The organism is Agrococcus terreus (genome assembly GCF_014645235.1).
In the GTDB taxonomy this organism is placed as follows: Bacteria; Actinomycetota; Actinomycetes; order Actinomycetales; family Microbacteriaceae; genus Agrococcus; species Agrococcus terreus.
Genome location: NZ_BMLM01000002.1, coordinates 381,457 through 401,512, shown reverse-complemented (window position 1 = coordinate 401,512; position 20,056 = coordinate 381,457). Strand labels below are relative to the sequence as shown.

Annotated in this window: 20 protein-coding genes; 14 read left to right on the top strand and 6 right to left on the bottom strand. The window is 73.0% G+C overall.

What is annotated here, in order from left to right; all coding sequences use genetic code 11:
* The first annotated feature begins 232 nt into the window (after nucleotides 1–232).
* The 3 genes from IEW90_RS11725 (at nucleotide 233) to IEW90_RS11715 (ending at nucleotide 3,937) form a co-directional block, all read left to right on the top strand.
* Entirely contained in the window at nucleotides 233–1,876 is a 1,644-nt protein-coding gene (locus IEW90_RS11725; protein ID WP_188718847.1) for an ABC transporter substrate-binding protein, read from the top strand.
* A gap of 115 nt (nucleotides 1,877–1,991) precedes the next feature.
* A complete protein-coding gene (locus tag IEW90_RS11720) occupies nucleotides 1,992–2,996 on the top strand; it encodes an ABC transporter permease (protein WP_188718465.1) in 1,005 nt (334 codons plus the stop codon).
* Entirely contained in the window at nucleotides 2,993–3,937 is a 945-nt protein-coding gene (locus tag IEW90_RS11715) for an ABC transporter permease (RefSeq protein ID WP_188718464.1), read from the top strand. The genes IEW90_RS11720 and IEW90_RS11715 overlap by 4 nt, the downstream gene beginning before the upstream one ends.
* Before the next feature lie 55 nt (nucleotides 3,938–3,992).
* Here the strand turns inward: IEW90_RS11715 and IEW90_RS11710 are convergent, their stop codons facing one another.
* Entirely contained in the window at nucleotides 3,993–5,639 is a 1,647-nt protein-coding gene (locus IEW90_RS11710; RefSeq protein WP_188718463.1) for an ABC transporter ATP-binding protein, read from the bottom strand.
* 26 nt (nucleotides 5,640–5,665) lie between these two features.
* Nucleotides 5,666–6,619: an NADP-dependent oxidoreductase gene (locus tag IEW90_RS11705; RefSeq protein ID WP_188718462.1), complete on the bottom strand. Its 954-nt coding sequence runs from the start codon at nucleotides 6,617–6,619 to the stop codon at nucleotides 5,666–5,668.
* A gap of 118 nt (nucleotides 6,620–6,737) precedes the next feature.
* On the opposite strand from IEW90_RS11705, the gene IEW90_RS11700 reads away from it, so the two are divergent.
* Nucleotides 6,738–7,454, top strand: a complete 717-nt coding sequence (locus IEW90_RS11700) for a DUF998 domain-containing protein (RefSeq protein ID WP_188718461.1) — start codon at nucleotides 6,738–6,740, stop codon at nucleotides 7,452–7,454.
* A gap of 35 nt (nucleotides 7,455–7,489) precedes the next feature.
* Here the strand turns inward: IEW90_RS11700 and IEW90_RS11695 are convergent, their stop codons facing one another.
* Both IEW90_RS11695 and IEW90_RS11690 read right to left on the bottom strand, forming a co-directional pair.
* Nucleotides 7,490–8,233, bottom strand: a complete 744-nt coding sequence (locus IEW90_RS11695) for an alpha/beta fold hydrolase (protein WP_188718460.1) — start codon at nucleotides 8,231–8,233, stop codon at nucleotides 7,490–7,492.
* A complete protein-coding gene (locus tag IEW90_RS11690; RefSeq protein ID WP_188718459.1) occupies nucleotides 8,233–8,832 on the bottom strand; it encodes a YqaJ viral recombinase family protein in 600 nt (199 codons plus the stop codon). The genes IEW90_RS11695 and IEW90_RS11690 overlap by 1 nt, the downstream gene beginning before the upstream one ends.
* Before the next feature lie 74 nt (nucleotides 8,833–8,906).
* Here IEW90_RS11690 and IEW90_RS11685 point away from each other — a divergent pair, with 74 nt between their 5' ends.
* From IEW90_RS11685 to IEW90_RS11655, 7 genes are all read left to right on the top strand, one after another.
* Nucleotides 8,907–9,902 carry a phosphotransferase enzyme family protein gene (locus IEW90_RS11685; RefSeq protein ID WP_188718458.1) on the top strand — a complete coding sequence of 332 codons (996 nt, stop codon included), beginning with the start codon at nucleotides 8,907–8,909 and terminating at the stop codon, nucleotides 9,900–9,902.
* 127 nt (nucleotides 9,903–10,029) lie between these two features.
* A complete protein-coding gene (locus tag IEW90_RS11680; protein ID WP_188718457.1) occupies nucleotides 10,030–10,773 on the top strand; it encodes a response regulator transcription factor in 744 nt (247 codons plus the stop codon).
* A gap of 15 nt (nucleotides 10,774–10,788) precedes the next feature.
* Nucleotides 10,789–12,288: a sensor histidine kinase gene (locus tag IEW90_RS11675; protein WP_188718456.1), complete on the top strand. Its 1,500-nt coding sequence runs from the start codon at nucleotides 10,789–10,791 to the stop codon at nucleotides 12,286–12,288.
* A gap of 220 nt (nucleotides 12,289–12,508) precedes the next feature.
* Nucleotides 12,509–13,027, top strand: coding sequence for a 50S ribosomal protein L10 (rplJ, locus tag IEW90_RS11670; protein WP_021009793.1), 519 nt, complete (start codon nucleotides 12,509–12,511; stop codon nucleotides 13,025–13,027).
* Nucleotides 13,028–13,060: 33 nt separating this feature from the next.
* Nucleotides 13,061–13,447 (top strand): 50S ribosomal protein L7/L12, encoded by a 387-nt coding sequence (gene rplL, locus IEW90_RS11665; RefSeq protein WP_188718455.1) that lies wholly within the window; start codon nucleotides 13,061–13,063, stop codon nucleotides 13,445–13,447.
* A 148-nt stretch (nucleotides 13,448–13,595) separates the two neighbouring features.
* Nucleotides 13,596–13,808: a helix-hairpin-helix domain-containing protein gene (locus IEW90_RS11660; protein WP_188718454.1), complete on the top strand. Its 213-nt coding sequence runs from the start codon at nucleotides 13,596–13,598 to the stop codon at nucleotides 13,806–13,808.
* Nucleotides 13,805–14,491: an MBL fold metallo-hydrolase gene (locus IEW90_RS11655; RefSeq protein WP_188718453.1), complete on the top strand. Its 687-nt coding sequence runs from the start codon at nucleotides 13,805–13,807 to the stop codon at nucleotides 14,489–14,491. Before IEW90_RS11660 ends, IEW90_RS11655 begins: the two co-directional genes overlap by 4 nt.
* Here IEW90_RS11655 and IEW90_RS11650 read toward each other — a convergent pair.
* The gene (locus IEW90_RS11650; protein ID WP_188718452.1) at nucleotides 14,488–14,961 is read right to left on the bottom strand and encodes a DUF6226 family protein; all 474 of its coding nucleotides are present in this window, start codon (nucleotides 14,959–14,961) and stop codon (nucleotides 14,488–14,490) included. The genes IEW90_RS11655 and IEW90_RS11650 overlap by 4 nt on opposite strands.
* A gap of 172 nt (nucleotides 14,962–15,133) precedes the next feature.
* Here IEW90_RS11650 and IEW90_RS11645 point away from each other — a divergent pair, with 172 nt between their 5' ends.
* Nucleotides 15,134–16,945, top strand: coding sequence for an ABC transporter ATP-binding protein (locus IEW90_RS11645; RefSeq protein WP_373284765.1), 1,812 nt, complete (start codon nucleotides 15,134–15,136; stop codon nucleotides 16,943–16,945).
* A 17-nt stretch (nucleotides 16,946–16,962) separates the two neighbouring features.
* On the opposite strand, the gene IEW90_RS11640 is transcribed toward IEW90_RS11645, so the two are convergent.
* Nucleotides 16,963–17,328 carry an MGMT family protein gene (locus IEW90_RS11640; protein WP_229679651.1) on the bottom strand — a complete coding sequence of 122 codons (366 nt, stop codon included), beginning with the start codon at nucleotides 17,326–17,328 and terminating at the stop codon, nucleotides 16,963–16,965.
* Nucleotides 17,329–17,368: 40 nt separating this feature from the next.
* On the opposite strand from IEW90_RS11640, the gene IEW90_RS11635 reads away from it, so the two are divergent.
* Nucleotides 17,369–18,739 (top strand): cystathionine beta-synthase, encoded by a 1,371-nt coding sequence (locus IEW90_RS11635; protein WP_188718449.1) that lies wholly within the window; start codon nucleotides 17,369–17,371, stop codon nucleotides 18,737–18,739.
* Nucleotides 18,736–19,890, top strand: coding sequence for a cystathionine gamma-synthase (locus IEW90_RS11630; RefSeq protein ID WP_373284764.1), 1,155 nt, complete (start codon nucleotides 18,736–18,738; stop codon nucleotides 19,888–19,890). Before IEW90_RS11635 ends, IEW90_RS11630 begins: the two co-directional genes overlap by 4 nt.
* Nucleotides 19,891–20,056: the final 166 nt, after the last annotated feature.

The window sequence follows — 20,056 nt, the reverse complement described above, 5'->3', positions numbered from 1 at the left end:
GGCGCGCGATGCCCCCGCACGCAAGGATCCACCGGATCTCGTCCTCGGGGACGAGGCGGGCCGCCCGGCGGGCGGAGCCATCGCAACACATCCGTAACCCTCCCGACGCGTCCAGGCCTCCGGGAAGTCGCTAGGTTGTCCCTACGCAGCCTCACGGTCGAGCCGCGCGGCATGCGTCCTTGCTCCCAGAAGGAAAGGTCCACGCACCGTGAACACCTCAGCACGACGGCGCATGCTCGTCGGCGTCGCGGCGGCATCCGCAGCGACGCTCGCCCTCACCGGCTGCATCCAGAGCCAGCGAAGCGACGACGGCGGCGACTCCGCGGCGCCCAGCGACGTCGACTCGACGTTCGTCTTCGCCGCCTCCTCCGACCCCTCGGGCCTCGACCCGGCCTTCGCCTCCGACGGCGAGACCTTCCGCATCTCGCGGCAGATCTTCGAGGGCCTCGTGGGCGTCGAGCCCGGCTCCGCCGACCCGGCGCCGCTGCTCGCGACGGAGTGGACCTCGAACGACGAGGGCACCTCGTACACGTTCACCCTGCAGGAGGGCGTGACCTTCCACGACGGCAGCGAGTTCAACGCCGAGGCCGTCTGCGCCAACTTCGACCGCTGGTACAACTGGACCGGCCTCACCGCCACCGAGAGCCTCTCGTACTACTACGGCTCGCTCTTCGGCGGCTTCGCCGGCGACGAGAACGCGCTCTACGAGTCGTGCTCGGCCGACGACGCGAGCACCGCGACCGTCAACCTCACCCGCCCGTTCTCGGGCTTCATCGCCGCGCTCTCGCTCCCGGCGTTCTCGATGCAGTCGCCCACGGCGCTCGAGGAGTACGGCGCCGACGACGTCGGCGGCAGCGAGGAGGCCCCCGAGTACAGCGAGTACGGCGAGGCGCACCCGACGGGCACCGGCCCGTTCGTGTTCGAGTCGTGGTCGCCCGGCAGCGAGGTCGTGCTCTCCGCGAACCCCGACTACTGGGGCGAGCAGGGCCAGGTGCAGGAGATCGTCTTCCGCGTGATCGACGAGCCCACCGCGCGCCGCCAGGCGCTCGAGGCGGGCGACATCGACGGCTACGACCTCGTCGCGCCGGCCGACACCGCCGCCCTCGAGGACGCCGGCTTCAACGTGATGCAGCGCGACCCGTTCACGATCCTCTACCTCGGCATGAACCAGACGGTGCCGGAGCTGCAGGACCCGCTCGTGCGCGAGGCGATCGCCCACGCGATCGACCGCGAGGCGCTCGTCACGCAGGTGCTCCCCGAGGGCACCGAGGTCGCGTCGCAGTTCATCCCGCCGGTCGTGAACGGCTACAACGACTCGGTCACCGACTACGAGTACGACCCGGAGCGCGCCCGCGAGCTGCTCGCCGAGGCGGGCTACGAGGACGGCCTCGAGCTGCAGTTCAACTACCCGGTCAACATCTCGCGCCCGTACATGCCGAACCCCGAGGAGATCTTCTCGGCCCTCTCGTCGCAGCTCGAGGAGGTCGGCATCACGGTCGAGCCCGTCTCGGACGAGTGGACGGACTACCTCGACCGGATGCGCGGCACGGACGACCACGGCATCCACCTGCTCGGCTGGACCGGCGACTACAACGACACCGACAACTTCGTCGGCGTCTTCTTCAACGGCTACTCGAACGAGTGGGGCTTCGAGAACGAGGAGCTGTTCTCGGCGCTGACCGAGGCGCGGCAGATCCCCGACCCCGAGGAGGCCGCGACCGCGTACGAGGCCATCAACGAGCAGATCGCCGAGTTCATCCCCGGCATCCCGCTCGCGCACCCGGCGCCCTCCCTGGCGTTCGACCCGCGGGTCACCTCCTACCCGGCCAGCCCGGTGAACGACGAGGTGTTCAACATGATCGAGCTCAGCGAGTAGCGAGCCGATCGCGGATGCCGCGGGCCCACCCGGCCCGCGGCATCCGCCCCGTCCGGACCCCGGCGCCCGCGCGACCCGCGCGCGCCGCCCCCGCCCCGACCCGAGAGACGACCACGTGCTGCGAACCATCGGCAGGCGCCTGCTGCTGCTGATCCCGACCCTGTTCGGCTTGACCGTCCTGCTCTTCTTCTGGGTGCGGGCGCTCCCGGGAGGGCCGGCCGCGGCGCTCCTCGGCGAGCGCGCGACCCCGGAGGCGATCGAGCGCATCAACGAGGCCTACGGCTTCAACCGGCCGCTGCCCGAGCAGTACGTCACCTGGCTCGGCCGCCTCATCCAGGGAGACTTCGGCAACTCCATCGAGACCCGACGGCCGGTGCTGGAGGAGTTCGCCAACCGCTTCCCCGCCACCGTCGAGCTGGCCGTCATGGCGCTCATCATCGCCGTCGGCGTCGGCATCCCGCTCGGCTACTGGGCGGCGCGCAACCACGGCCGCCTCATCGACCACCTCTCGGTCGGCGGCAGCCTCGTGGGCATCACCATCCCGGTGTTCTTCCTCGCGTTCATCCTCAAGTACGTGTTCGCGGTGCAGCTCGGCTGGCTGCCCACCACCGGCAGGCAGGACCGCTCGGTCGACGCGACGCACGCGACGGGGTTCTACGTGCTCGACGGGCTGCTCACGGGCGAGCTCGACGCGGCGCTCAACGCGGTCGTGCACCTCATCCTCCCGGCGCTCGCGCTCTCGACGATCCCGCTCGCGATCATCGTGCGCATCACGCGCGCCTCGGTGCTCGAGGTCGTGAACGCCGACTACGTGCGCACCGGCCGCGCGAAGGGCGTCTCGCAGGGCGTCATCCGCAACCGCTTCGTGCTGCGGAACGCGATGCTGCCCGTCGTCACGACCATCGGCCTGCAGGCGGGCCTGCTGATCTCCGGCGCGGTGCTCACCGAGACGGTGTTCGCCTTCCCCGGCATCGGCGCCTTCCTGGCGAGCGCGATCTTCGCGCGCGACTTCCCCGTGCTGCAGGGCTTCGTGCTCTTCATCGCCGTCGCGTACGCGCTCATCAACCTGCTCGTCGACGTCTCGTACAGCTTCATCGATCCGAGAGTGAGGGTCCAGTGACCGCCGCAGACGTGCTGCCCCCGGCCTCCGGCCCGGGCGACGCGAACCAGAGCCCCACGGCCGCGCCACGCTCCGGCTCGTTCTGGGGCGACGTCCTCCGCCGCCTCCGCCGCAACCCCGCCGCGTGGGCGGGCGCGGTGGTCGTCGGCATCTTCGTGCTCGTGGCGCTGCTGGCGCCGTGGCTCGCGCCCTACCCGGAGCTCTCGTCGCCCGGCCGCGAGTTCCTGCGCCCGACGGCGCTGCCGGGCATCGGCGAGCTCGCCCAGTTCCCGCTCGGCATCGACCGCTTCGGCGGCGACGTCGTCTCGAAGCTCATCTGGGGCGCTCGCGCCTCGCTCGTCATCGGCATCGTCTCGACGATGTTCGGCCTGCTGGGCGGCATGGTGCTCGGCGCGATCGCCGGCGCGTTCGGCGGATGGGTCGACACCCTCATCATGCGGGTCGTCGACATCCTGCTCTCGGTGCCGCACCTGCTGCTCGCGGTGTCGATCGCCGCGATCCTGGGCCGCACGCCGCTCGCCGTCATGATCGCCATCGGCGTCGCGCAGATCCCGATCTTCGCCCGCCTGCTGCGGTCGTCGATGCTGCAGCAGCGGGAGTCGGACTACGTGCTGGCAGCGCGCACGCTCGGCCTCGGCACGGGCCGCATCACGATGACGCACCTGCTGCCGAACTCGGTGGGCCCGGTCATCGTGCAGGGCACGCTGACGCTCGCGACCGCCGTCATCGACGCGGCGGCGCTGTCGTTCCTCGGCCTCGGCGGCGGCCGGCCGGAGACGGCCGAGTGGGGGCGCATGCTCACCTACGCGCAGACCGAGCTGGCGATCGCGCCGCACCTCGCGTTCCTGCCGGGCATCTGCATCATGATCACCGCGCTCGGGTTCACGCTGCTCGGCGAGAGCCTCCGCGAGGCGATGGATCCGCGCACGCGCAAGCGCTGAGCGACGACGAGGGCCCCGGATCCGCGGATCCGGGGCCCTCGTCGTGCGCAGCGCGCTAGGCGATCTTCAGCTCGTTGCCGGGGATCGAGGCGAGCAGCGCGCGCGTGTACGGGTCGCGCGGGTTCGTGAAGATCTCCTCGCTCGTCGCGGCCTCGACGAGCCGGCCGTCCTTCATGACGCCGACGTAGTCGGAGATGAGGCGGACGACCGCGAGGTCGTGCGAGATGAAGAGGTACGACAGGCCGAGGTCCCGCTGCAGATCGCCGAGCAGCCGCAGGATCTGGTCCTGCACGAGCACGTCGAGCGCCGAGACGGGTTCGTCGCAGACGATCACGTCGGGATTGAGCGCGAGGGCGCGGGCGATCGCGACGCGCTGGCGCTGGCCGCCCGAGAGCTCGGAGGGGTAGCGGCGCGCCATGTCGGTCGGCAGCGCCACCTGGTCGAGCAGCTCGCGCACCCGCTTCTGGCGCTCGCCGCGCGAGCCCTTGCCGTAGAACGACAGCGGCTCCTCGATGATGCGCTCGATCGTGAACATCGGGTTGAGCGACGAGTACGGGTCCTGGAAGACCGGCTGCACCTTCTGGCGGAACTCGCGCTGCTCGACGCGCGAGAGCGAGAAGACGTCCTTGCCCTCCCAGCGCACCTGCCCGCTCGTCGGCTCGAAGGCCTTGAGCAGCATCCGCGCGGTCGTGGTCTTGCCCGAGCCGGACTCGCCGACGATCGAGACGGTCGTGCCGCGCGGCACCGTGAGCGAGAGGTCGTCGACGGCGACGAACGGGTCCTTCGAGCCGCGCACCGGGAAGTGCTTCGAGACCCCGTCGAACTCGACGATCGCGTCGACCTCCGCGGGCTCCTCGCCCTCGGCGGCGCGCTCGGCGAAGTCCTCGGGGCGCAGCCGCGCCATCGCGACCGACGGCGCGGCCTTCACGAGCGATTGCGTGTACGGGTGCTGCGGCGCCTCGAGGATCTGCCGGGCGGGGCCCTGCTCGACGACGCGGCCGCGGTGCATGACGACCACCTGCTGGGCGCGCTCGGCGGCGAGGCCGAGGTCATGCGTGATGAGCAGCACCGAGGTGCCGAGCTCGCGCGTCATCTCGTCGAGCTGGTCGAGGATGGTGCGCTGCACCGTGACGTCGAGGGCGCTCGTCGGCTCGTCGGCGATGAGCAGCTGCGGCCGGCAGGCGAGGCCGATGGCGATGAGGGCGCGTTGGCGCATGCCGCCCGAGAACTCGTGCGGGTACTGCTTGGCGCGCGCCGCCGCATCCGGCAGACCGGCCGCCTCGAGCGTCGCGACGACCTTCTCGTCGACGTCCTTCCGGGTGGCGAGGCCGTGCGCGAGCAGCGTCTCGGCGACCTGCGTGCCGATGCGCGCGACGGGGTTGAGGTTCGACATCGGGTCCTGCGGCACGAGGCCGATGCGCCGGCCGCGCACGCCGCGCATCGTCGACTCGCTCGCGCCCACGAGCTCCTGGCCGTCGAGCCGGATCGAGCCGGCCGTCACGCGCCCGTTGCCCGGGAGGAGGCCGATGATCGACATGGCGGTGGTCGACTTGCCGGATCCCGACTCGCCCACGATCGCGAGCGTCTCGCCCGCGCCGAGCGTGAGGCTCGCCTCGTGCACGGCGGTGACCGGGCCGTCCTGCGTGGTGAACTCCACCTGCAGGCCTCGGACCTCCAGCAGCGGCTTCGTCGCGTCGCTCATGCGCCCATCCTGCACGGCTCGGGCCGTCAGCGCACCTTGAGCACGAGCTTGCCGCGCACGTGGCCGCCCTGCAGCTCGGCAAACGCCTCGTGCACCTCGTCCATCCGGTACGCGTGCTGCAGCTCGACCCGCACGTCGCCGGCGTCGATGAGCCGGCCGATGATGCCGAGGTTCGAGCCGTCGGCCTCGACCTTCACCGACGACGAGCGCAGGCCGCGCTCGGCGCTCGCGGCGGCGTACTCGGGCCACGATCCCGTGGGCACGTTGAGGTACAGGCCGCCGTGCTTGAGCACGTCGAGCGAGCGGGTGCCGGTGTCGTCCGAGACGTTGCCGACGAGGTCGACGACCACGTCGACCTTCTGCAGCACGTCCTCGAAGCGGTCGCGCGTGTAGTCGACGACCTCGTCGGCGCCGAGCGATCGGGCGAAGTCGACGTTGCGGCCGGAGACGGTGGTGGCGACGTGCGCGCCGAAGTACTTCGCGAACTGCACGGCGAAGTGCCCGACGCCGCCCGCGCCGGCGTGCACGAGGATGCGCTGACCGGCCCGCGCCTTGGCGATGCGCACGACGGCGTCCCAGGCGGTGAGCGCCGCGCACGGCACGGCCGCGGCGAGCTCGAAGCTCAGCGACTCGGGCTTCGGCGCGAGCGCCAGGCTCGGCACGGTCACCTGCTCGGCGAAGGAGCCGCGCGTGCGCCAGTGGTTCGCGATGCCGTAGACGGCGTCGCCGACCTGGAGGTCGTGGGCCTCGTAGGGCGCCTCCGCCACGACGCCGGCGACGTCGCCGCCCGGCACCCACGGCAGGAGCGGTGCGACGGCCTTCGCGGCGCCCTTCCCGGCGACCGTCTTCCAGTCGATCGGGTTCATGCCCGCGGCGTGCACGTCGACGATCACCTCGGTGCCCAGCCGCAGCGGCGGCTCGATCTCGCCGACCTCGACCCCGTCTGTCGGGCCGAACGCCCGCACCAGCACTGCCTGCATGGCACCTCCTCGTCCTGCTCGACGCTATCGCAGGGATGTGTCCGGCCGGTTGCCGCGAGAAGACATGTGACGACGGCTCGGGTGCGGATGCGCGGGCGAAGCGCGGTAGCGTCGTCGCGTGCGCACCGGACCCCGTGCGGGCGAGCTGGTCGTCGCCCTGCTGGCCGTCGCGACGCTCGTCGCGGGCGCCGCCCTCATCGGCCGCGCCCGGGCGATGGTCGACCGCTACCTGTACATCTCGGAGCTCGGGGCGCAGTACATGCTGTCGGCGCCGCTGTTCCAGGTGGGCTTCTGCCTGGTGGTGGTCGGCATCCTGCTCGTCGCGGTCGTCGTGCGCGACCAGCGCACGACGCTGCCGCTGCTGCGGCGCTGGGCGCCCGCCGCCTCGCTCGTGGTCGCGGCCGCGCTGTTCGCGGTCGCCGCGGCGGTGCCCTGCAGCCCCGGCTGCCCGTCGCTGCTCGCCGACGGCGCCGAGTGGCGCGACCTCGTGCACATCGCCGCCGCGGTGCTCGCCTTCGTCGCCGGCTGCGTCGCGATGCTGCAGTTCGCGACCGCGAGCGACCGCTGGGTCGCCCGGCTCTCCACCGTCGGCGGCGTCGTCGTCGGCGTCGTCGCCGCGATCGGCGGCATCATCTCGCTCGCGCGCGGCAACACCGACGTCGGCTCGACCCTCGAGTACGTCGCCGCGGGCCTCGGGGTGGTGTGGATGCTTGCGATGGTCGTCGTGCACGCCATCCCGCACGCCGCGCCCGCGCGGCCCCGCGCCGCAGCGGCCGGCGGCGGACTGCCGCGCGGCGCCGCCCTCGGGCTGGCTCCCGACGCCGCGAAGGACTGAGCCGGCGAGGACAGAGGTCGCGGACGACCGAGGCGTCAGCGGATGCCGACGAGGAAGCTGCCGAGCTGCTGCCGGAACCAGGCGTACATGGCCTCCTCGCCCGCGTCTCGCGGCGGCGAGACGAGCATCCGGCAGCCGAGCTCGTCGCGCCACGCCTCGGCGACGTGGAGTGGGTGGATGGGGTCGCGCGGGCTCGCGAGCACGACGGTCGGGGCGGGGATGCGCAGCTCGCCCGGGCGATAGGCGGCGTTCCGCGGCGCCTCGATGAGCCGGATGCGGCGATCCGCGGCGAGCGGCTGGGTGAGCTGCAGCTCGAGGGCGTTCGCGTGGGCGAGCGACTCGTGCGCGATCGCCCGCCATGCGCCGGTGCGCTGCAGCTCCTCCCAGGCGCGCGCGGGCCTGCGCTCGCCGAGGAGCCGACCGATGACCGGGAAGACGCCCAGGTGGTCGGGCAGCGAGACGTCGGTGAAGGCGGGCCGCACGAGCGCGACGCGGTCGAGCGGGAAGCGCCCGGAGCGGGCGATGGACGTGGCGATCGCGGCGCCGAGCGAGACGCCGACGATCGTCACGGGCGAGCCGTCGCCGACCCGAACCAGCTCGTCCGCCACCTCGGCGGCGAGCGCCTCGAGCGCGAAGTCGTCGGGCTCGCCCACGAGCGGGCTCGCGCCGTGGGCGCGCAGGTCGGGCGCGAGCACCTGCACGCCGGGCGGCACCGCCCCCTCGAGGTACGCGCGCATCGAGCCGCGGTCGCCGCCGAGGCCGTGGATCGCGAGCAGCATCAGCGGGCGAGCAGCTCGAGCAGCTGATCGGCGCGGTCGACGAGCGCCGCGATCTCGCGCTCGTCGCGCTCGACCCACACGTGCTCGGGGCGGCCGATCGGCACGAACTCGACGTGCTGCTCCCAGACGAAGAGGGTGCGCTCGGCGCCGAGCACGTGCTGCTGCCACCAGATCTGCCGCAGGTAGTGCTTCGGGATGCCCGTGAACGGCTTCGAGGTCGTCTTGATCTCGGCGAGCGTCGCGCCGTCGTCGCTGATGCAGTCGGGCGTCGCGAGGTGCAGCCGCTGCGCGACGGAGTGGAAGAGCGCGTCGGAGGGCGCGAGCGAGAAGTGGTCGTGCACCCAGCGCGCGATGTGCGGCTCGCGTGCGCGGCCGTGGTCGGTGAAGCGGTTGCCGCCGAAGAGCGGGCCGAACCCGCGCTTCTCCTCGGCGACCGCGCGCACCGAGCGCTCCGTGCTGAGCCTCGCCGCGTCGGTCGCGGTCACGCCGCGCGAGCGGGCCCGCAGCCACGCGATCCGGTCGCTCGACCGCGCGACGATGCGGCTCGTGTGCGCGTTCCGCACCGCCTCGTCGCCGAAGATGTCGAGCTGCAGGTCCACGCCTCCATCGTCCCACGCACGACCGACCCGGCATGCCGTGCGCGCCGGGCGTGCCGCCGTGCTTCGATGACCGGATGGGCATCCCCTACGACGAGCGCAGCGAGGCCGAGCAGGTCGAGGCGCTGCGCCCCACCGCGCTGCTCGCGGCGGCCGAGCTCGGCCTCGAGGTCGCGCGGCTCGAGCTCGTCCTGCACGGCTACAACACGACCTTCGGGCTGCACGCCGCCGACGGCCGCCGCTTCGCGCTGCGCGTCGGCACGAACTCGCAGAGCACGCGGGAGCACGCGATCGCGCAGCAGGCGTGGCAGCGCGCGATCGCGGCCGAGACCGACGTGCGGGTGCCGGTGCCGCTCGCGACGCCGGCGGGGGAGTGGTGCGTCGAGGTCGACAACGACGCCGTCGGCCGCCCGCTCCTCGTCACGGCCTCCTCGTGGCTCGACGGCCCCGACGCGGAGGTGCTCGACGTCGACGCCGCCCACGCCCTCGGGCGGGCGATGGCGGCGCTCCACGCGCAGGCCGAGGGGTGGCGCGTGCCCGAGGACGGCACGCTCACCCGCTTCGTCGAGCCGCTCTTCGGCGACCGCGACGCGCTCTGCGAGGCGCCCGGGCTCGACCGCGAGGGTCGCGCGGCGCTCGCGGCCGCGCGCGAGCGCGCCGGCGAGGCCTTCGAGCGCCTGCACCGCGGCGCCTCGCTGCGGGCGCTCCACGCCGACCTCCACGGCGGCAACCTCAAGTGGCACGACGGCCGGATCGCGGTGTTCGACTTCGACGACGCGGGGCTCGGCATCCCCGCCCTCGACCTGGCGATCTCCGCCTTCTACCTGCGCGGCGGCGACGACGCCCTCGAGCCGGCCCTGCGCGCCGGGTACGCCGAGGTCGCGCCGCTGCCCGAGCTCGACCCCGCCGACCACGAGGCGCTCGTTGCCGCGCGGCAGCTGCTGCTCCTCAACGCCGTGCTCACGTCGAGCACCGCCGACCTCCGCGCGCAGGCCGTCGACTACGCGCAGGTCTCGCTCGCGCGCCTGCAGCACTGGCTGCGCACCGGGGTCTTCACGCGCGCCCTTGCCTGAGCCGGGGGCCCGAACCGGGGCGCGAGCAGACCGGATGCGGCAGGATGCACGGGGGACAGGCGACGCACAGGAACCGCAAAGGCCGGCGCGTGCGCCACGCATAGGAGGCTCTGGCGCAATGGATGGCATGACCGACACCGCTCAGCAGCAGCTGCGTGCGCAGCCCCGCCTCACGCGTCCGGACGGCTCGCCGATCCGGATCGTCGTGGTCGACGACGAGCAGAGCCTCGCCGACCTCGTCGCCATGGGCCTCAAGTACGAGGGCTGGGAGGTCAAGACGGCCGCGAACGGGCAGCAGGCGCTCCAGGCGGTGCGCGAGTTCCGTCCCGACGCGGTCGTGCTCGACATCATGCTCCCCGACTTCGACGGCCTCACCGTGCTCCAGCGGATGCGCTCGGCCGGCTTCGACGTGCCCGTGCTCTTCCTCACCGCCAAGGACTCGCTCGACGACCGCGTCGCGGGCCTCACCGCCGGCGGCGACGACTACGTCACGAAGCCCTTCGGCCTCGAGGAGGTCGTCGCGCGCCTCCGCGGCCTCATCCGCCGCACCGCCGCAGCCGCCGAGGAGTCGAGCGTGCTCTGGGTGGGCGACCTCATGATGGACGAGGACTCCTACGAGGTGCGCCGCGGCGGCACGCAGGTCGACCTCACCGCCACCGAGTTCGAGCTGCTCCGCTACCTCATGCGCAACCCGCGCCGCGTGCTGTCGAAGGCGCAGATCCTCGATCGCGTGTGGTCGTACGACTTCGGCGGCCGCGCGAGCGTCGTCGAGCTCTACATCTCGTACCTGCGCAAGAAGATCGACACGCTCGGGCCGGCCATGATCCACACCGTGCGGGGCGTCGGCTACCAGCTGCGCGCCGCCGAGTAGCGGGGGCCGCACCGGGTGACGCAGCAGGCGCGCCGCATCCAGAAGCCGTCGTCGTGGTCGCTGCGACGACGGCTGCTGGTCGTCGTGGCCGCGCTCTTCGCGCTGCTCACGGCGGCGGTCGCGATCGCGAGCGTCATGACGATGCGGTTCGTGCTCGAGAGCCGCGTCGACGAGCAGCTCATGCAGCTCGCGGACCGCACGGCGGTCGACGTGCAGCGCGCGGTGGAGACCGGTGGGCAGGCGCTCGTCGACCCGCGCACCACGCCCACCGGCGCGCTCTTCGCCATCGAGCAGGGCGGCGAGATCACCGAGGCGAAGATCATCACGCACCTCGGCTCGCAGCTCGCGCTGCCCGTCGCGGGCAAGCAGGACCTCGTCGGCCTCGAGAGCGACCGGCGCGCCAACGTCACGCTGCCGACCTACGGCGCCTACCGGGTGGTCGCGCACGACGTGGGCGACGTCCGCGTCATCGTCGGCCTCTCGATGGGCGAGACGAACCAGACGCTCGCCGCGCTGGCCTTCATCATCGCCGTCTCGGCGCTCGCGGCCGTGATCCTCGTGCTCATGCTCGGCGACATGATCATCCGCCGCGCGCTGCGGCCGCTCACGGCGATGATCGCCACGACCGAGCGCATCTCGCAGCTGCCGCTGGCCTCCGGCGACGTGCAGCTCACGAACCGCGTGCGCATCGAGGAGCCGGCCTCCGAGGTCGGCCGCGTGCAGGAGAGCATGAACCGGATGCTCACGCACATCGAGGAGGCGTTCGACGCGCGGGCGCTCAGCGAGCGCCGCGTGCGGCAGTTCGTCGCCGACGCCTCGCACGAGCTGCGCACGCCGCTCGCCGCCGTGCGCGGCTACGCCGAGGTCACCCGCAAGCACGACACGACGCTGCAGCCGCAGGCGAAGGAGTCGCTCGAGCGCATCGAGGCGGCCGCGCACCGCATGCAGGCGCTCGTCGACGACCTGCTGCTGCTCGCGCGCCTCGACGAGGGCCGCGACGTCGATCTCCGCGAGGTCGACCTCTCGCTCCTCGTCGTCGAGGCGGTCGCCGACGCGCAGGCGGCGGGGCGCGAGCATCCCATCGCGCTCGAGCTGCCGGAGGAGCCGGTGGTGGTCGCGGGCGACCTGCTGCGGCTGCAGCAGGTGATCGCGAACCTGCTCGCGAACGCGCGCGTGCACACGCCCGACGGCACGCCGATCGACGTGCGCCTGCGGGCCGAGGAGCACCACGCCGTCGTCGACGTCGTCGACGCTGGCCCCGGCATCCCGGACGGCCTTCAGCGCTCGGTGTTCGAGCGGTTCGCCCGCGGCGACTCGTCGCGGTCGCGCGCCACCGGATCCTCCGGGCTCGGCCTCGCGATCGTGAAGGCGCTCGTCGAGGCGCACCAGGGATCGATCCTGCTCGAGAGCGAGCCGGGGCGCACGGCATTCACGATTCGCCTGCCGCTGTGGGCCGAGGTCGCGGCGCCGGCGGCGGAGGGCGGCGCGGAGTCGCCGCTGCAGTCCGCGGTGTAGTTGCGCGGCACCCTGCGCGCCCGCTACAGTTGCCGCATACCAAAGACCGCTGGTCGCTGGCGTGCGCCCGAGAGGGAATGCGCCGGCCGAAGGTTCGCTCGAAGAGCGTCGTCCCGCGCAGGTGCCGAAGATCCGTCGAGATCCCAGAGCTCCGTGCGCGTGCGCCGGAGCTCTTTCCCATGTTCGGGCCAGGGCAGCCAGCATTGAAGCAAGGAGCACCATGGCGAACAAGGAAGCTGCGGTCGCCGAGCTCTCGAACCTCTTCGAGACCTCGAACGCCGTCCTGCTGACCGAGTACCGCGGTCTCACCGTCGGCCAGCTGAAGACGCTGCGCCGTTCGATCAGTGAGCACGCGACGTACGCCGTGGTGAAGAACACGCTCACCAAGATCGCCGCCAACAAGGCTGGCATCGACGCGTTCGACGACTCGCTCGTCGGCCCGTCGGCGATCGCATTCGTGCACGGCGACCCTGTCGCCGTCGCGAAGGAGCTGCGTGCCTTCGCCAAGGCGAACCCGGCGCTCGTGGTCAAGAACGGTTTCTTCGACGGGAACCCGCTCTCGACCGACGACGTCAACAAGCTCGCCGACCTCGAGTCGCGGGAGGTGCTGCTGGCGAAGCTGGCCGGTGCCTTCAAGGCCTCGCTGTTCGGCGCTGCCTACATGTTCAACGCCCCGCTCGCCCAGGCCGCTCGCGCGGTCGACGCGCTGCGGGTCAAGCAGGAGTCCGCGGCCGAGTAAGGCCCGGTCGGTACCAGAAACAAGGAGAAGACGATGGCAAAGCTGTCGACTGAGGAGCTGCTCGAGCAGTTCAAGGAGCTCACCCTCATCGAGCTCAGCGAGTTCGTGAAGGCCTTCGAGGAGACCTTCGAGGTCACCGCCGCCGCTCCGGTCGCGGTCGCCGCGGCCCCCGCCGCCGGTGGCGCTGCCGCCGAGGAGGTCGAGGAGAAGACGGAGTTCGACGTCGTCCTCGAGTCGGCCGGTTCGGCCAAGATCCAGGTCATCAAGGTCGTCCGCGCCCTGACGTCGCTCGGCCTCGGCGAGGCCAAGGCGCTCGTCGACGGCGCTCCCTCGAACGTGCTCGAGGGCGCGAAGAAGGAGGACGCCGAGAAGGCCAAGGCCGACCTCGAGGAGGCCGGCGCGACGGTCACGCTCAAGTAGCGTTCCCCGCACCTGCACGTCGGGCCGCATCCCCTCGGGGATGCGGCCCTTCGTCATGCCAGGCCGGACCCCTTGGGGATGCGGCCCTTCGTCATGCCCGACGGATCCGGCCCTGCCCGTCTCCAGCCGGGACTGCGATGCTCGTCGCATGTCGACGAAGGACGTGCCGGCCCAGATCGGCGACCTGCCACCGATCGGGCGCCCGGCGAACAGCGCCCTCATCGCCCGCGGCGCCACGACGCTCATGGGCGTGGCCGCGCTCGGCGAGCGCGAGCTGCTCGCGATGCACGGCGTGGGGCCGAAGGCGGTCGAGCTGCTGCGGCGGGCGCTGCGCGAGCAGGGCGCCGAGCTCGGACCGTGACGCTCGAGCGCGTCGCGCCCGGCGTGGACCGCTGGGTCATGCCGGAGGCGTCGATGAGCGCCGTCGTGGTCGCGGACGCGGGGGAGGCGCTGGTCGTCGACCCCGGCACGCTGCCCGCGCGCGCCGCCGAGCTGCGCGCCGCGATCGAGGCGCGCGGCGACCGCGTCGTCGCCGTGGCGATCACGCACGCCCACTGGGACCACTGCTTCGCGCTCTCGGCGTTCGCGGGGCTGCCGATGCTCGCGCATCCCGCCGCGATCGACGAGCTGCGCGAGCACGGCGAGGCGCAGCGGGCGGCGGTACTCGGCTTCGCGGGGCCGGCAACCGCCGAGGCGGTGCGCGCCCTGCCGATCGTGCTGCCCGACGCGCCCGTGCCGTCTCGGCGCGCGCTGCGGGTGGGCGGCATCGAGGTCGGGCTCGACCCGCTCGGGCCGGCCCACACCGGCGGCGACCTCGTCGTGCACGTGCCGACCGCGGGCGCCTCCATCGTCGGCGACCTCGTCGAGACCGCCGACGACCCGCAGGCCGACGACTCCACCGACATCGCCGGCTGGCTGCGCGCGCTCGACGCGCTCGCGGCTCACGCGCAGCCGCTGCTCGTGCCGGGTCACGGCGACCCGTGCGGCCACGAGCGGCTCGCGCACCACCGGGCGCTGCTCGGCGACCGGCGCCGCCGCGTCTAGGGGCGCTCGGGCCAGGCCAGCCCCCGACCGCGGCCGGCGGCGAGGTCGAGCACGGGGACGACGAGCGCGTCCACCGCGCGCTCGAGCGTCTCGTCGCACGCGTCGCAGCCGCAGATCGGGCCACCGGCCGGCACGTCGTCGCCGACCTCGGCGAGCGCACCGGGGAACGCGGTCCAGGACAGCCGGAGCGGCCACGTGCCTGGTGCTGCCCGCACGACCACGGCGCGCAGCTCGCGGTCCTCGGCGCGCAGCTCGCGATCCTCGACCGCCTCGCACTCGTAGGTCGCCAGCAGGTGCGCGAGCAGCGCATCCGCCACCTCGTGCAGCTGCGCGTAGCGCTCCGGATGCGTCACGCGCGAGTACGCGTCGTCCGGTGGCCCGGCCGCGCCCCAGCGCTCGCCGAAGGGGATCGGGCGGCCGTCGTCGCCGAGGATCGTCACCGGCCGCAGCGCCGGCATCCAGTCGCGCATGCCGCCATCGTGCCGCATCGGCCTGCGACGGTCCCGCGACGACGCATCCGGCTGCCGCGCCGGCCTGCGGCGCGCCCTCGGCGAACGCGGCCAGCCGCGTGGGCGCGCGGCAGTACCGTTGACCTCGATGAGCATGATGGGCGGGGGGCCCCGCCGCGGGGGTCGGGTCGCGATGCGCGACGAGTCGGCGCAGCGCGCCGCGAACGAGGACGCGCCGCGCGTCCCGGACCTCGGCAAGCGCGTCATGGCGCTCTTCGCGCCGCACAAGGGCGTCATCTCGCTGACGATCGGCCTCGTGCTGCTCGAGGCGGCCATCGCGGTCATCCCGCCGCTGCTCATCCAGCGCGTGTTCGACGAGGCGCTCTTCCCGCCCGAGGGCGTGGCGAACCTGCAGCTGCTGTGGATCCTCGTGCTCACCATGGTCGGGCTCTGGATCGTCGCCAACGCGCTGAGCGTCTGGCAGACGTGGCTGACGGCCCGGGTCGGCAACACCGTCATGGGCGCCCTCCGCACGAAGCTCTTCGACCGCCTGCAGGGCATGGAGCTCGCGTTCTTCACCCGCACGCGCACGGGCGTCATCCAGTCGCGGCTCCAGAACGACGTCGGCGGCGTCGCTGGCGTGCTCTCGAACACGATCTCGTCGATCGTCGGCAACGTCGTCACGGTCATCGCGAGCCTCGTGACGATGCTCATCCTGTCGTGGCAGCTCACGATCGTCTCGGTGATCCTGCTGCCGCTCATCGTGCTCATGCAGCGGCGCGTCGGCCAGGTGCGCGCCCGCATCGCCACGAAGACGCAGGAGTCGCTCTCCGAGATGAGCGCGATCACGCAGGAGTCGCTCTCGGTCTCGGGCATCCTGCTCGCGAAGGCGTTCGGCCGGCAGGACGACGAGCTGCGCCGCTACGGCGCCGAGAACGACGAGCAGATCCGCCTGCAGGTGCGGCTGACGATGAGCGGCCAGACGTTCTTCGCCGTGGTCTCGGTGTTCATCTCGATCCTGCCGTCGATGGTCTACCTGATCTCCGGCTACCTCATCGCCGGCGGCGACGGCCTCGTCACCGCGGGCACGATCGTCGCGTTCACCACGGTGCAGGCGCGCCTGCTCATGCCGCTCATGGGCCTCCTGCGCGTCGCGCTCGACCTGCAGACCTCCTCGGCCCTGTTCGCCCGCATCTTCGAGTACCTCGACCTGCAGCCCGCGATCGAGCCGCCGGCGCGGCCGGTGCCCCTCGACGAGTCGCGGCTCGGCGAGGTCGAGTTCGACGACGTCGTCTTCCGCTACCCGGACGCGAAGGACGAGGAGCGCAGCACGCTCGACGGCGTCTCGTTCCGGCTCGAGCCGGGCACCTTCGCCGCGTTCGTCGGCCCCTCCGGCGCCGGCAAGACCACGATCGGCTACCTGCTGCCGCGGCTCTACGAGGCCACCGACGGCTCGGTGCGGTTCGCGGGCGCGGACGTGCGCGAGCTCGCGCCCTCGTCGCTCTCGGACCACATCGGCATCGTCAGCCAGGAGCCGTACCTCTTCCACGCCTCCATCGCCGACAACCTCCGCTACGCGAAGCCCGACGCCACCGACGACGAGCTCGAGGCCGCGGCCCGCGCCGCGAGCATCCACGAGACCATCGCCGGCTTCCCCGACGGCTACGGCACGATCGTCGGCGAGCGCGGCTACCGGCTCTCGGGCGGCGAGAAGCAGCGCCTCGCGATCGCCCGCGTGCTGCTCAAGGACCCCGAGGTGCTCATCCTCGACGAGGCGACGAGCGCGCTCGACACCGTCTCGGAGCGCGTGGTGCAGCAGGCGCTCGACACGGCCGCCCGCGGCCGCACGACGCTCGCGATCGCCCACCGGCTCTCGACCATCCGGCACGCCGACGTCATCCACGTCGTCGACGGCGGCAGCATCGTCGAGCGCGGCACGCACGACGAGCTCATCGCCCGCGGCGGCACCTACGCCTCGCTCTTCGCGCAGCAGGCGCGCGACTGAGGCGGCGGCGTCCGGGGTCAGCCCTCGACGTCGTCCGGGTCCGGCAGGTCGGCGACCGCCTCCCGCCAGCGCCGCTCGAGCTCGTCCGCGTCGGCGGCGTAGTCGGCGTAGCGGCAGCCGAGGCCGTTCGGCTTCACCCGGATGCCCTCCTCGTCCCAGTGGGGGAGGGCGCGCTGCAGGAGGTCGCCGCCGAAGTCGCCCGCGTGGCTCGTGATGCGCCACCACGGCAGGCCGTCGCTCCAGTGGCGCAGGATCGAGCCGACCTGGCGGGGCCCGATGCCGCAGATGCGCGCGATCGTGCCGTACGAGGCGACGCGGCCGGGCGGCACGAGCTCGACGGCGCGCAGCACGCGCTCCACGATGAGCTCCCGGCGTGCGTCCACGGCCCCCATCCTGCCGCAGGCGCGCCGATAGGCTGGGGCGATGCGCTACGCGGAGTCGATCCTCGAGACCATCGGCGACACCCCGCTCGTGCGGCTGTCGAAGGTCACCGAGGGGATCGCCGCGACCGTGCTCGCGAAGGTCGAGTTCTTCAACCCCGGCGGCTCCGTCAAGGACCGCATCGCGCAGTCGATGATCGACGACGCCGAGGAGCGCGGGCTGCTGCGGCCCGGCGGCACGATCGTCGAGCCGACGAGCGGCAACACGGGCGTCGGCCTCGCGCTCGTCGCGCAGCAGCGCGGCTACCGCTGCGTCTTCGTCTGCCCCGACAAGGTCGCCGAGGACAAGCGGGCGACCCTGCGCGCCTACGGCGCCGAGGTCGTCGTGACGCCCACCGCCGTCGCGCCCGACAGCCCCGAGTCGTACTACGGCGTCGCCAACCGCCTCACCGACGAGATCGAGGGCGCGTTCCAGCCGAACCAGTTCTTCAACCCCGCCGCGCCCGCCGCGCACGAGGCGACGACCGGTCCGGAGATCTGGCGCGACACCGACGGCCGCATCACGCACTTCGTCGCCGGCGTCGGCACGGGCGGCACGATCACCGGCACCGCGCGGTTCCTGAAGCGCGCGTCCGAGGGCGCCGTGCGCGTCGTCGGGGCCGACCCCGAGGGCTCGATCTACTCGGGCGGCACCGGCCGGCCGTACCTCGTCGAGGGCGTCGGCGAGGACATGTGGCCCGGCAACTACGACCCGTCCGTCATCGACGAGGTGCTCGCGGTCGACGACGCCGAGTCGTTCGCGATGACCCGCCGCCTCGCTCGCGAAGAAGGGCTGCTCGTGGGCGGCTCGAGCGGCATGGCCGTCGTCGTCGCGCTGCGCGTCGCGCGCGAGCTCCCGGCCGACGCGGTCGTCGTCGTCGTGCTGCCCGACTCCGGCCGCGGCTACCTGCAGAAGGTCTACTCCGACCCGTGGATGCGCGCCCACGGCTTCGCCGACGCGGCCGAGGGCACGACCGTGCGCGACGTGCTCGCCGCGAAGGGCGCGAGCGCGCCCGCCCTCGTGCACGCGCATCCGACCGACACCGTGCACGACGCGATCGAGATCATGCGCGAGTACGGCGTGAGCCAGCTGCCCGTGCTGCGCGCCGAGCCGCCCGTCGTGCTCGGCGAGGTCGCCGGCTCGATCGACGAGCGGCACCTGCTCGACGCCGTCTTCGCGGGCCGCGCGCGGCTCGCCGACCCGGTGGCCGAGCACCTCGGCGCCCAGCTGCCGCGCATCGGCGCGGGCGAGGGGTCGGAGGCGCTGCAGGCAGCGCTCCGCGACGCCGACGCCCTGCTCGTGCTCGACGAGGCGAAGCCCATCGGCGTCGTCACCCGCACCGATCTGCTGACGTTCCTCGCGAAGGAGGCATGATGACCGACGACCGCGGCTTCTCCACCAGGGCCATCCACGCCGGGCAGGCGTTCGACCCGCGCACCGGCGCCGTCATCCCGCCCATCTTCATGACCTCCACCTTCGTGCAGGACGGCGTGGGCGGCTTCCGCGACGGCTACGAGTACTCGCGCGGCGGCAACCCCTCGCGCGACGCGCTGCAGGAGCAGCTCGCGAGCCTCGAGGGCGGCACCCACGGCTACGCGTTCGGCTCCGGCCTCGCCGCCGAGGACGCGGTGCTGCGCGCCATCCTGAAGCCCGGCGACCACGTGCTCATGGGCAACGACGTCTACGGCGGCACCCACCGGCTCGTGTCGAAGGTGTGGGAGCGCTGGGGCGTCTCGATCACGACCGCCGACGCCTCCGACCTCGACGCCGTGCGCGCCGGGATGCGCCCGGAGACGCGGATCCTGTGGGTCGAGACGCCGTCGAACCCGCTCATGAAGATCGCCGACGTCGCGGGCCTCGCCCAGATCGGCCACGACGCGGGGGCCGTCGTGGTCGCCGACAACACGTTCGCGACGCCCGCGCTGCAGCAGCCGCTCGCGCTCGGCGCCGACCTCGTGCTCCACTCGACGACGAAGTACATCGGCGGCCACTCCGACCTCGTCGGCGGCGCCGTCGTCACCTCCGACGCCGAGCTCGCCGAGCAGATCGGCTTCGTGCAGTTCGCGGTCGGCGCCGTGAACAGCCCCTTCGACGCGTGGCTCACCACCCGCTCGCTGAAGACGCTGAGCGTGCGCATGGACCGGCACAGCGACAACGCGCAGGCCGTCGCCGAGTCGCTCGTCGGGCATCCGGCGCTCACGGCCGTGCACTATCCGGGCCTCGAGGGGCACCCGGGCCGCGAGCTCGCGGCGCGGCAGATGCGGCGCTTCGGCGGCATGGTGTCGATGCAGCTCGCGGGCGGTGCGCCCGCGGCGCTCGAGCTCGTGCGGCACACGCGGCTGTTCCAGCTCGCGGAGTCGCTCGGCGGCGTCGAGAGCCTCGTCTGCTACCCGAGCGAGATGACCCACGCCTCGGTCAAGGGCACCGAGCTGGCCGTGCCGGACGACCTGCTGCGGCTCTCGGTCGGCCTCGAGGACGCCGACGACCTCGTCGCCGACCTGCGCGAGGCGCTCGACCGGCTGTAGCGCCGCGCCGCTCCGGCCCCGGCCAGGCCGGACCTGGCCGGACCTGGCCGGACCTGGCAGGCATCCGTGCCGCCGCATCCGCTGTGGTCACGAACGGCCCTCCAGCGCGCCCGCGAGGGGCCGTTCGTGACCACATCCCGCTGCGGCAGCGCCGGCTGTGGTCACA